11 protein-coding genes are annotated in these 12,855 nt (G+C 52.0%); 10 read left to right on the top strand and 1 reads right to left on the bottom strand.

Annotated elements, in window-relative coordinates:
- Positions 1–310: 310 nt before the first annotated feature.
- Complete coding sequence (locus tag ACO064_RS17640; RefSeq protein WP_421828566.1) at positions 311–1,420, bottom strand: glycosyltransferase family 4 protein; 1,110 nt, start codon at positions 1,418–1,420, stop codon at positions 311–313.
- A gap of 239 nt (positions 1,421–1,659) precedes the next feature.
- On the opposite strand from ACO064_RS17640, the gene ACO064_RS17635 reads away from it, so the two are divergent.
- From ACO064_RS17635 to ACO064_RS17590, 10 genes are all read left to right on the top strand, one after another.
- Positions 1,660–2,730, top strand: a complete 1,071-nt coding sequence (locus ACO064_RS17635) for a 2Fe-2S iron-sulfur cluster-binding protein (protein WP_421831034.1) — start codon at positions 1,660–1,662, stop codon at positions 2,728–2,730.
- 82 nt (positions 2,731–2,812) lie between these two features.
- The gene (locus tag ACO064_RS17630) at positions 2,813–4,600 is read left to right on the top strand and encodes a M3 family oligoendopeptidase (RefSeq protein WP_421828565.1); all 1,788 of its coding nucleotides are present in this window, start codon (positions 2,813–2,815) and stop codon (positions 4,598–4,600) included.
- Positions 4,601–5,028: 428 nt separating this feature from the next.
- Positions 5,029–5,259: a hypothetical protein gene (locus tag ACO064_RS17625; protein ID WP_421828564.1), complete on the top strand. Its 231-nt coding sequence runs from the start codon at positions 5,029–5,031 to the stop codon at positions 5,257–5,259.
- A 210-nt stretch (positions 5,260–5,469) separates the two neighbouring features.
- Entirely contained in the window at positions 5,470–6,543 is a 1,074-nt protein-coding gene (locus tag ACO064_RS17620) for an NAD-dependent epimerase/dehydratase family protein (protein WP_114404363.1), read from the top strand.
- Between the two features lie 65 nt (positions 6,544–6,608).
- The gene (locus ACO064_RS17615) at positions 6,609–8,312 is read left to right on the top strand and encodes a hypothetical protein (protein WP_421828563.1); all 1,704 of its coding nucleotides are present in this window, start codon (positions 6,609–6,611) and stop codon (positions 8,310–8,312) included.
- Positions 8,302–9,252, top strand: a complete 951-nt coding sequence (locus ACO064_RS17610) for a hypothetical protein (protein ID WP_421828562.1) — start codon at positions 8,302–8,304, stop codon at positions 9,250–9,252. Before ACO064_RS17615 ends, ACO064_RS17610 begins: the two co-directional genes overlap by 11 nt.
- Positions 9,253–9,418: 166 nt before the next feature.
- Entirely contained in the window at positions 9,419–10,234 is an 816-nt protein-coding gene (locus ACO064_RS17605; protein ID WP_421828561.1) for a phytanoyl-CoA dioxygenase family protein, read from the top strand.
- Positions 10,218–11,207: a glycosyltransferase family 2 protein gene (locus tag ACO064_RS17600; protein WP_421828560.1), complete on the top strand. Its 990-nt coding sequence runs from the start codon at positions 10,218–10,220 to the stop codon at positions 11,205–11,207. The genes ACO064_RS17605 and ACO064_RS17600 overlap by 17 nt, the downstream gene beginning before the upstream one ends.
- Entirely contained in the window at positions 11,204–11,968 is a 765-nt protein-coding gene (locus ACO064_RS17595) for a glycosyltransferase family 2 protein (protein ID WP_114404368.1), read from the top strand. Before ACO064_RS17600 ends, ACO064_RS17595 begins: the two co-directional genes overlap by 4 nt.
- Positions 11,969–11,982: 14 nt before the next feature.
- The gene (locus ACO064_RS17590; protein ID WP_421828559.1) at positions 11,983–12,762 is read left to right on the top strand and encodes a GNAT family N-acetyltransferase; all 780 of its coding nucleotides are present in this window, start codon (positions 11,983–11,985) and stop codon (positions 12,760–12,762) included.
- The last annotated feature ends 93 nt before the right edge of the window (positions 12,763–12,855 follow it).

Genomic DNA, 12,855 nt, shown 5'->3' with positions numbered 1-12,855 from the left:
TTTGATTATTACGAAAGACAAAAATCATTCCAATGTATTTGAACGCCGGGAATGACGACGGAACCATCCTTGTCGCTGCATACGTCACAGCATGAATAAATGAATGGATGAAAGTTGGATACTTGATACACAAGAGCATGCAGATATTGAATTTGCCGTAATCTGACAAATTCTTCAAAAGGTGTAGCGAATAAGGCCCGCAAAAATTGTGCAGACCGTGCCTGAATTTATTATGCGGTAGCAAAAATGGTTACTTCAAGTTAACAGAATGTTAGTAAGTGGTAACATTTTTCGAAGTAAAACCGGTCTTTCAAAGGGCTAAAATGGCCTGTTCCCATTTTTTTACCTGAATGGACGCATCAAACTGGTGGCTTTTTTCGATCAGCAGGTCCGGCTCATACGAGTCCGGGTTGGTCATCACCGTCAGCATGGCTTTCCGGAACTGGTCGGGCGTTGGGTAGTCGATCAGTTCGCCCATGCCCGGCACAATAAACTCTCTGGCCCCTCCGGCGTTGGGCGCCACCAGCGGTTTTCCGAGCGATGCAGCTTCGGTCATGATCTTACCAAACGGTTCCTCGCGGGACGTCATCACCAGCCCGTCGGCGAGTTGCAGGTAATTATAATAATCGTCGGTCTGCACGTCGACAAAACTCATGTTGGGCAGGTTCAGCGCTTTGATCTGGCTATCGACCAGGTAATTCAAACCGGTCGGCTTCGAATTGCCCATCCAGATGAAATGGCAGGGCTGGTCGGCGAGTGCCTGGGCAATGAATGGGAAAATATCGACGCCTTTCCGGTAAATGCGCGTTCCGACCATCGTCCAGACGAAAGCCCCCGGCTGGATGTTCAGCTTTTTCCGGAGTGCTTCCACGCGTTCCATCGATATGTTCTTTTTGCTCAAATCGACAATCGGATACAGCAAAGCCGTCCGTTTGGCCCCCATCACCGTCGCCAGCTCGCAAATCTGCTGCGTGACGCCAATGACCAGATCCGAATACGTCATGGAATGGGCCATTTCGTCGTAGGAAATGGATTCAAAGGACGAATGCAGTTCGTGAATCTGTGAAATGACCTTCACGCCCAACTGCTCGGCCAGCTTCGAAAGCGGAAACATCAGCACGGTATTCAGGTACCAGTAGTCCGCTTTATACTGCTCCTGAAGACGCCGAATGTTGTTTTCGTACACTTTCACCCCCATCGCGTGGGTCACTTTCGAATACACTTTCCGGGCAAAACCGCGGTTGAATGGCGAGGTAAACAACGGAATATCAGCCGGTAATTGCGCCGTAAGGGGTCCGCGTTGTTCACTATACAAAGCCGATTGGATCTGCTGCCGGTCATAATTTTGCAGATACGTCCACAACACAACTTCTGAGCCGGTAAAAGACCCGTAGGGCGTAAAGAATAGTATTTTTTTCATGGATCGAACGGAACTTCGGCTGCGAATATCTGCCTAAATAATTATAAAAGCGATGCGAATTGAAATTTGGCGTAAAGAACGGCAAACCTGAATCAACTACAATTTGTTACCCAGACGGATTGGCAATTCAATAGTATATTGCGGCTTCGTCGGCCGACAGTGTCCGGAATGATTTCCAGTGCTGCTTACTCACCGCCACTAAATGAATGAAGAGAAATCGCCCCGGCGATATTGGAATTATGGCAAATCGTTATTTTTTGAAAGTAAAAGAGGTTGTTCGGCAAACACCGGACGCTGTTACCATCCATTTCTGGCATCCCATCAATGAAGAGGTCCGGTATCAACCCGGTCAATACCTGACATTTATTTTGCCTTTCGAAGGTCAAAAAGTGCGTCGCTCCTACTCGATGTCCAGTTCACCGCACACCGATGTGTCGCTGGCTGTTACCATCAAGCGCCTGCCGGGTGGTGCGGTTTCCAATTACCTGTGCGACAACGCCAAACCCGGCGATGTCCTCGAAACGCTCGAACCGCTGGGGACTTTCGTTCCGAAACTAGACCCCAAAAACCGCCGTCAGATCATTCTGATCGGAGCCGGAAGTGGCATCACACCCCTGATTTCGATGGCCAAATCGATTTTGCACGTCGAACCGCAGACCCAACTCTGGCTGCTCTACGGCAATCGCAACCGCCAGTCGATTATTTTCGAAAAAGAACTGAACGAACTGGCGCAGCGATCGGGCGGGCGGTTTCGAATCACTTACATACTCAGTCAGCCGGAAAGCAACTGGGCCGGTCTGGAAGGCCGCCTGAACCAGTCGGCGATTCTGAAACTGCTTGAAGAACTCCCCGCTGAGGCCAAGCGACGGGCTGAATACTATATTTGTGGCCCCGACGGCCTGATGGACGAAGCCCGCGGAGCCCTAAAACTGCTGGGCGTTCCGACCGATCAGGTTCACAAGGAGAGCTTCGCCACGGCTCCGCACGAAACCCACGGCGAGGTGGTGGAGGCCGAACCGGTCAATCCGTCGTCGTCGAAACCGGAAGTTACCGTTTTATACGAAGGCAGTGAATACAAGTTTATTGTCGAACCACACCAAACAATCCTCGAAGCCGCGCTGGAACTGGACATCGACCTGCCCTATTCGTGCCAGGCAGGCATGTGTACGGCCTGCATGGGGCGCTGCCTGTCGGGCAAAGTACACCTGGACGAAGAAGACGGTTTGGCCGAATCCGAACTGAAAGCCGGGTATATTCTGACCTGTGTGGCCCATCCGATGACCCACGATGTTGTGATTGAAATTGAATAAAAAAAAGTTTCGCGGAGATAAGCGAAGTTAAAAAAGTGAAGCAGAGTCGCTGCTTTCCTTTGCGAAACCTGTCAGTAATTGTATGAATATGGAACCGACATTAACCCTGCCAACGCGCCCGAACCGGCCGTTTATTGGTGAAGAATTTGTTCTAAAAACGTGGGACGAGGTGAAACCGCTGTATGACAACCTGGTGGAGCGCCCCCTCAACAACGCCGACGAACTGCGCCAATGGCTGGCCGATCGCAGTGAACTGGAATCGTATCTGTCCGAAAATTTTGCCTGGCGGTATATCCGGATGACCTGCGATACGTCCGACGCCGATTTGATCAACCAGTTCAATTTTTTCATTACCGAAATTCAGCCGCAGCTATCCGCCTACGAAAACACGCTGGATAAACGCACCGTCGAAAGTCCGTATCTGGTCGAGTTGCGGGAAAAAGGCTTCGACATTGCCCTGCGCGGCATGAAAAAGGCCATCGAAATTTTCCGCGACGAGAATATTCCGCTGCAAACCGAAATTCAGACCGAGCAGCGCAAATACGGCGCTCTGGTCGGAGCGATGACCATTCAGGTGAACAATGCTGAGGGTGTTTCGGAGGAAATCACGCTGCCGCAAGCTGGCACCTTACTCCAATCGCCCGATCGCGCCCTGTGTGAGGAAGTATGGCTGAAAATTCAGGAACGGCGGTATCAGGACAAAGACCAGCTCGACGAACTGTACACCCGGCTGCGCGACTTACGCCATCATGTGGCCGTCAACGCCGGTTTTGCCAATTTTCGCGACTATATGTTTGCCGCGATGGGCCGTTTCGACTACACCCCGCAGGATTGCTTCGATTTTCACGCGTCGGTTTCAAAGGCCGTGGTGCCGCTGCTCGATCAGCTCGCTCTGGAACGGAAAGAGAAGCTGGCCAAAGCCGATGCATCTTTCGAGGTGCTGCGCCCGTGGGATGCCAAAGTCGATCCCGACGGTTTACCGGCGTTGAAACCGTTTGAAACCGGTAATGAGCTACTGAACAAAACCATCACCTGTTTCAACCGGCTTGATGCCGCTGTGGGCGGTTCTTACTTCAGTGACTGCCTGCGGATTATGAAGGCCATGGGCCATCTGGATCTGGAATCGCGGAAAGGCAAGGCACCAGGCGGGTACAATTATCCGCTGGAAGAAATCGGCGTGCCGTTCATTTTTATGAATGCGACCTCGAGCCTCCGCGATCTGGTGACGATGGTACACGAAGGCGGCCACGCCGTGCATTCGTTTCTGACCCGCGATCTGCCGCTGAAACCGTTCCGCAATCCGCCGATGGAAGTGGCCGAACTGGCGTCGATGTCGATGGAATTGCTGACGATGGATTACTGGGACGTATTTTTTGAGAATCCCGAAGACCTGAAACGGGCCAAAATCCAGCACCTGGAGTCCATCGTTGAAACGCTGCCGTGGGTGGCCACCATCGACAAATTTCAGCATTGGGTGTATGAAACGGCGGCCCACCCGGCTGCGACCGTCGACGCGCGCAAAACCGCCTGGGTACGTATTTTCGAAGAGTTTTCGGATACGATCACGAGCTGGGATGGGCTGGAGAACTACGAAGCCTATAGCTGGCAAAAGCAGTTGCATCTGTACGAAGTGCCGTTTTATTACATCGAATATGGGATTGCGCAACTGGGAGCCATCGGCGTCTGGATGAATTTCCGGCAGAACCCGCAAAAGGGATTACAGGGCTACATGAACGCACTGAAATTGGGCTACACCGCGCCCATCCGCGACATTTACCGGGCGGCTGATGTGCCGTTCGACTTCTCGGAAGCGCACATCGGACGACTGATCCGGTTTGTCTGGGACGAAATTGAGCGGTTGAAGGACTGATCCTTTACCGCGTTCCCGAAGCGTCGACCCGGCCTGAAGGGGACTTTTAGATCTGGATAAGGTGCGTCCGAGTCCCCTAATTGATTTAAACTGAATAAACGCCAGATTCATATTTTGGCTTATTAGCCCACTGCCGCTCAGGCGACCCCGTTTAGCGGTGGGTAAAGCGAAAAGTACCCCCCTGCTAGCGGAACCGTTTTAACGGTTTCATGGCCCGGCAAAACCGTTAAAACGGTTTTGGAATGATTTGGTTTCACTTCAATTTACCCACCGCTAAAGCAGTGGGCTGATAAACATCAACTTCGGTGGTTATCTAGTTTAAAACAATTAGGGGAACGGGGCGAAGACCGGAATGATAAAAATTTGAAGTATTATTGGCGAATTGGCCGGTAGTCTATAATTTTGTACTGAATTTTGAAACCGTTTGTATGAAAGGTCTTTTGAATATAGGAGTATTCCTGCTGGTGGTTGGTTCGCTGACTTCCTGCGATTACCAGAAATATAATACCATTCGTCAGAAGGATTTCCGGGATGGCGATAAATACGTTTATGGCCCCGGACTGGATTCGGCCGCCGTTCAAACGACGTATAAATATGCTTCACGGCCCGAATTGGCCGACCGCACGAACAAGATTCGTCAGAAACTGTTCGCGAAGTAATCGAGTGAGGCTGCCCTAGCAAAAAGAAATAGACGAGACGATACAGGCGATGTAAAGGCTTCATGAAGTCATTGCATCGCTTTTTGTTCGCCCTCCGGTTTTATCCTGCGGTATAGACTATTATACTTTTTTTGATTTACTTTACACCCGATTTCGAGTAAAGAATAGTATTTTTTTAATGTATCCAACCTTATTTAGTCAAGAAGCGATATGAATATTGCATTAGTTACAGGTTCTGCCGGGCTCATCGGAAGTGAATCAGTTGCCTTTTTCTCAGAAAAATTCGATTTGGTAATCGGCGTCGATAACAACCTCCGACAGTATTTCTTCGGTACGGATGGTTCGACCGATTGGAACCGCGACCGTCTGAAAGATTCGTATACCAACTACCGCCATTATAAAGCCGATATCCGCAAAGTCGAAGAACTCGAGCCCATCTTTCAGGAATACGGCACGGATATCAAACTGATCGTTCACGCGGCTGCCCAACCCAGCCACGACTGGGCCGCCCGCGAGCCGTTCACCGATTTCAGCGTAAATGCCAACGGCACGCTGAACATGCTGGAAATGAACCGCCTGCACTGCCCCGATGCGGTTTTTATCTTCACGTCTACCAATAAAGTATACGGCGATAATCCGAATTACCTGCCGCTGGTGGAAACCGAAACCCGCTGGGAAATTGACGAAAACCACCCGTATTTTGCCAACGGTATCGATGAGCACATGTCCATCGACCACACCAAACACTCGCTGTTCGGCGCGTCGAAAGTGGCTGCCGACATTCTGGTGCAAGAATACGGCCGGTATTTCGGCATGAAAACCGCTGTCTTCCGGGGTGGCTGTCTGACCGGCCCGAACCACTCGGGGGCGCAGTTGCACGGCTTCCTGTCGTACCTGATGAAGTGCGCCATCACCGGCAACCACTACACCATTTTTGGCTACAAGGGCAAGCAGGTTCGCGACAACATTCACAGCCATGACCTGGTGAACATGTTTTGGCATTTTTACCAGAATCCCCGCCCGGGCGAAGTCTACAACGCCGGTGGTGGCCGTCACGCCAACTGCTCGATGCTGGAAGCACGGGTTTTGTGCGAAGAAATCTCCGGGAACAAGATGAACTTCAGCTACTCGGAAACCAACCGCATCGGCGATCACATCTGGTATGTATCCGATCTCTCCAAATTCAAGAGCCATTACCCCGACTGGAACTGGGAATATGATCTGCGTCAAACGCTGGTGCAAATGCACGACAGCATGGTGAAGCGTTTGCAGGTTCAGATCTAACGTATTCTGAAAGCAAGGCAAAGGTCAGCCACCTGCGGGCGGCTGACCTTTTTAGTTCGGAAGGTATGCTCAGTTTTGACTCAAACCCCATCGTATTTCTCGGAATTGGCTACGGTTTGCTCTGGCTGACCGGCGCTCTGGCAATTGGTCCGGCCTGGCTACGTCCGAATACGGTCTGGCAAAGCCGGACTTTGTTTTTGGTGCTGGCGCTGGGTTCTGTGGTCTTTATGCGGTTACCGGTGGTGGTTTTTAATCAGGAACTGAATCCCGACGAAAGCCAGATCATTGCCCAGGGACTGACGCTGAGTGTCGACCCGGTTTTCTGGCGCTCGGTCGACGGTACAACCGGTGGACCATTGGATAGTTATTTGCTGCTGATTCCTGGCTGGCTGGGCTTCACTTTCGACTATATTGCCGCCCGCATCACCGGCCTGATTCTGATTCTGGCCACCCTCGGGCTGCTGTTCCGGACGCTGGAACGCTGGTTTGGCAAAGACGTGGCCCGCTGGGCTCTGCTGCCTTCCCTCATTCTGCTGGCCATGACCCAGAACGCCGATCTGGTACATTACAGCAGCGAGCACCTGCCCATCTTTTTGTTGGGCCTGTTGTACTTCTGGTATGCGAGTCTACAGCAACAATCCGTTCCGTCGCAAAGCCGGATTTTTCTGGTGGGGCTGGTGGCCGGGATGGTTCCGTTCGGAAAACTCCAGGCGGTTCCGATGATGTTCTGCGTGGGTTTGTTCGTCGCCATCGACGTGCTGACGCGCCAGAATTTAACGGTTCGCCAAAAAACCGCCCGGCTTGTCGGGCTGGTGCTGGGAGGGATGACTTTTCCGTTGCTTGTTGTGGCTTTAACGTCCCTGACGGGCGTTTTTGACGACATGATCACGTTTTACATCATCGCCAATTTCAATTACGGCGGTGGCGATGGACAAGCCTGGGCGCATTTGCTGCGGTTGCCGGCTTTTTTCCAAAAAATTGAAGAATTCAACTGGTTCGTCTGGCTTTCCGTGCTTTTGGGCATCACGTTTCTGGCCTTCCTGATTCGAAAACGGTTTCGGCTCATCAATACCTGGAAAATCTGGGCTTTTTTGCTCCTGCTGATCGGTTTTACATTCATTGCCATTACCCGAACCGGTTCGGAATACACCCATTATTTGCTTTTTCTGATCGGTCCCATCGGCCTGCTGAACGGCTGGTTTCTGAGCGAAATCCGCCATTCCGTCAGCAACCGCCCGTGGGTCGCTCCCCGCATTGCCGCCGTTGTGCTGGCTGCAGCCTTGATTCCGTACGGTGTTCGCTACATAAGCTGGGCCATAAACCGAACGCCATTCAATGCCTGCGTGCAGAATAGCCGGAAAATGCCCCAGTCGGTGGTTACCCGGAAAATTCTGGATTATGCCAAACCCGGCGAAAGGCTGGCGGTTTGGGGCTGGATGTGCAAGTATTACGTCGAAGCGCAAATGCCGCAGGGCGTAAACGAAAACCACACCATCCGCTGCGTTTTCGACCATCCGATGCGCGACATCTACCGCAAACGTTACGTCGCGGATCTGCGCCGTTCCATGCCGCCGGTTTTTGTCGATGCCGTCGGGCAATCGCTCTGGCTGAACGACCGGGCGACGCAGGGTCATGAATCGTTCCCGGCCTTACGGGATTTCGTGGCCGCGCATTACCGCCTGGCCGGTGATCTGGACAAAACACGCATTTACGTCCGCGCCGATCGTTACCAACAACCGATCTCAACTACCAACACCCATGTGGATTAAAAAAGGACTGATTTACAAAACTGACGGACAGCTTCCGTTTAGCCGCACCCACGCGCAGGTTCCCTTTGCTTACCCGATCAGCGACGAACGGCTGCGGGTTTATTTTGCCACCCGCGACGAAAACCGCTCTTCGTCTACATCGTTTGTCGAACTGGACGCCAACGATCTGTCGAAGGTGTTGTATGTTCACGACAAACCGTGCCTGAGCAAAGGCGCCGTCGGCATGTTTGACGAAACCGGCGCGATGCCTTCGTGGTTTATCAAACGGGGTGACGAAATCTGGCTGTATTATACCGGCTGGAACAAAAGCGAAACCGCCTGGTATCGGCTCGGCATTGGCCTGGCCATCAGCCGCGACGGTGGCCTTACGTTTGAACGGGCCTACGACGGGCCGCTGCTCGACCGTTCGATTTACGATCAGGTCTGGATTGCGCAGCCGTGTGTGATGGTCGAAACGGAGGCCGACGGAACCGAACGCTGGCGGATGTGGTACCTGTCGTGTACCAAAATCGAAATCATCAACGGCCACCCGGAACCGTTTTACAACGTGAAATACGCCGAGTCGAAAGACGGGATTACGTGGGAACGCACCGGCATCACCTGCATCGGGTACAATGAATTTACGGACGCCATTGGTCGCCCGGCGGTGATTAAAGACGGGGATTTGTACAAAATGTATTACTCCTACCGGAGTGCCACCGACTTCCGGACCAGCGTGGAAAAGAGTTACCGCATTGGCTATGCAGAATCGAAAGACGGCATTACCTGGGACCGGAAAGACAACCAGGCTGGTATCGAGCGGTCGACGGACGACTGGGATTCGTCCATGATGGATTATTGCCACCTTTTCCAGCACCACGGCCAGTGGACGATGCTCTACAACGGCAACGGTTTTGGCGCTTCGGGCTTCGGCTACGCCGTTCAGGCAGAGGAGGAGTAAGGAATTATTCCATAACGACTAACCGGCAGGCCATTCTAATCGAAGGGTTCGTTTACTAAAATGCCGCTGATTAAGTTGACATTACCAGTGAGGTACGGTACCTTTGTCGAGATACGTCCACATCGTTTACATTAGTTTAATACTATTTTAACTCATTCATACCGTCATGGCATCACTCCGCGATTCATACAAGCAGGAAGGGTACGTTCTGCTGAAAAATTTTCTGGATAAGGACTTGATTACGGCTATCCACCGGGAAGGCCGCCAGATTTTTGCCTATCAGATTCAACGGACCCTCGGCGAATCGGTGGACATCGACGATCTGCCGTCGTTTGAACAGGCCATGTACCGGTTTTTTGCCGCCGATTTCACGGCCTTTGCCAACACTGGCAAACAGGTTCAGCACATGGTTTCGCTGCACCGGCTGGGTACGGATTCCCGCATAACGGACACCCTGAAAGAGCTCGGGCTGGAGTATCCCGTAATCGGCGTTCGGCCCGCCATGATGTTCAACAGCCGCCACCTCGCCAAACGCGACGATTACTGGCGGTTGGGTGCGCACCAGGACTGGCGCACGGGTCAGGGATCACTCGACAGTGTGGTGGTGTGGTTTCCGCTGGTGCCGGCCGGAGCGGATCTGGGCGCACTTCAGATTTTACCACAAAGCCACCGCACAGGCCTATACGACTCAACTTCAGTGGATTACATCGGAACCATTCCCGACGAACTGCTGACCGACGACTGGCAACAGTTGGAGTTTGAAGTAGGCGATGTGCTGTTTTTCTCCGCATTTCTGGTTCACCGTTCCGGACTAAACTCGACGGAATCGGTTCGCTGGTCGGTTCAGCTTCGTTACAACAACTTATTGGAAAGTACATTCATCGACCGGGGCTATCCATTAGCGTATATCTACAAACCCCAGGCCGAGCTGATTACGCCCGATTTTCCGGCGGTGAATCAGATGAATGAAATCTTCAATTAAGATGAAGGTAAGCGTCTGTATCGTTACCTACAATCACGCCAAATTTGTTCGTCAGACGTTAGACAGCGTTCTGAGTCAGCAGACGAACTTCGATTTTGAAGTGATTGTGGGCGACGATCTATCGAAAGATAACACCCGCGAAATTCTGGCCGAATACCAGACTCGCTATCCCGATAAAATCCGGTTGCTGCTGCACCCGACCAATATGGGCAACAATGGGATGCACAATGCCCTGAGTACATTTGAAGCGGCCCGGGGGGAATACATTGCGCAAATGGACGGTGATGACTACTGGATCAGCCCCCATAAATTGCAAAAGCAGGCCGATATGCTCGACCAGCACCCCGACTATTCGTGCTGCTTCACCAACGCCCGGGTGGTGTTTGAAGACGAAAAGTACGATTCCGTTTTGCTGGTTGAAGACAAAAAACCGGTGGTGACGATGGATGATCTGATTGGGGAGGATGAGATTTTTTTCATGGCCACCTCCAGCATCATGTTTCGAAAAAACGCCATCCCGGCGTATCCGGCCTGGTATTACCAGTCCCAGAGTGGCGACATTCCGCGGAATGTGCTGCTGGCCAAAGCCGGTTTGATTGGATATATTGATGAGGTGATGTCGGTGTACCGGAAAAACCTCGGCGGTGCCAGTTATGCCGACAATGAAAAGGACCGGAAGTTTCTGAACAACCGGATTCTGATGTATTCCAACATCAACCGCGAACTGGATTACAAGTACGACAAAGTACTGCGCAAAAACATCGCCCGGTATTATAAATTGATGCTGGATGCGAACCAGTACAGCGAAAGTTACTTCCGCCGGGCGGGCATCGCCCTGAAGTATCTGTACATGGGAAAGCCCAAATCGTCGATTGCCAAGGATATCATACAAAATTACATTGTGCCGGCACCGCTCATGAAAGTATACAGTGCCATCCGGTTAATGCCTTACCGTTTAATGGATCGATTATGAAATTAAGTGTAGTTATTCCAGCTTATAACGAACAGGAATCCATTCCTGAAACGCTGCGGTCGTTGTACCAAACGCTGGCCAAATACGGTATTCCGCACGAAATCTGCGTCACCAACGACAATTCCAAAGACCAGACGGCGCAGGTGCTGGAACAACTAACGCACGAAATTCCGACCCTGGTCTATTACACGAATCCGGGGCCGAACGGTTTTGGATACGCCGTCCGCTACGGCCTGGAACGGTTTACGGGCGACTGTGTGGCGGTTTTCATGGCCGACATGTCCGACGATCCGGAGGATCTGGTGAAGTTCTACAACAAAATGCTGGAAGGCGATTATGACTGTGTTTTTGGCAGCCGGTGGAGCAAAGGCGGCAAAGTGATCGATTATCCCGAACTGAAAAAAGTGATCAACCGGACGGCCAACTTCATCGTTCGGATGATGATGGGCATTCGCTACAACGACACGACCAACGCCTTCAAACTCTACAAACGCGAGACGATGGAAGGACTCAAACCGTTCCTGTCGCCCCACTTCAACCTGACCGTTGAACTGCCGCTGAAAGCGATGGTGCGCGGCTACAACTACGCCGTGGTGCCGAATAGCTGGACAAACCGGAAATACGGCGAGTCGAAGCTGAAAATCAAGGAAATGGGAAGCCGGTATTTCTTCATTCTGCTGTACTGCCTGATCGAAAAATACCTGTCTCGGGGCGATTACCGGAAAAAAACCGCCAAGCCCGTGGCACCGGTGAGCCGGTAGTTCACTCGCTGATTATGGGTACGCCGGAACAGCTTCTGGACGACAATTTCAACCGGCACATTCAGGCGCTGGCTGCCCAAACCGCGGGCATGAACGTTTGGACCAACGACGGAATCACGGTCGTCAATGCGCAGTTACCATCCGACACCTTCAATATCGTCCACATTCAGAACACCAGTCAGCCCGGTTTTGACACGCTGAAAACTGTGGTTGCCTACACGAAAGAGTCCGGGTTGCCCTTCTGTTTCTGGCTCAGCGAAGCCGCAGCCACCGAAACGACGCGGAGGCATTTGCAGGAACTGGGGGCGGTTTGCGTGGGTTCTGATCCGGGCATGATTCTGGCACTGGATGCGTACTGCCCAATCGAAAATTCGGATCACACAGCAATCAGGGTCGTCAAAAACCGGGAAAATCTGGCGGAGTTTGCCAGCATAATCGCCCGGAACTGGACCCCGCCGGATCATCAGGTGGAAATCTACTACCAACGGGTTGCCGCGACTTTGCTGAATTCTCCACAAAATGTGTTTCTGGTGTATGATTGGGAAGGCCAGCCGGTTTCCGTCCTCGAATTGTTTCCATCTGATCCTCAAACCGTTGGCATCTACAGTCTGGCTACCCTCCAGGCTTTTCGGGGCCAGGGAATTGGAACCGCACTGATGCGTCAGGCTTTAAATTACGCGAAACAGGCCGGGTATAAAACCGCACTCCTGCAGTCTTCGGAAGATGGTTTTCGGATTTATCAGAAATTCGGTTTTCGGGCTATTACTACCTATTACGAATACCAGCTTGCATGATATAGAGCCGGAATAATCTTCCGGTAACTGCCGTTACCCGTTGATGCGGGCGGTTCTTGTTTCGAATACTTACCATCGAGCACCCCATAGACC

The sequence above is a fragment of the Larkinella sp. genome (assembly GCF_965227735.1).
Taxonomy (GTDB): Bacteria; Bacteroidota; Bacteroidia; order Cytophagales; family Spirosomataceae; genus Larkinella.
The sequence above is the reverse complement of the archived record's forward strand: the minus strand, read 5'-3'. Positions and strand labels throughout refer to the sequence as shown.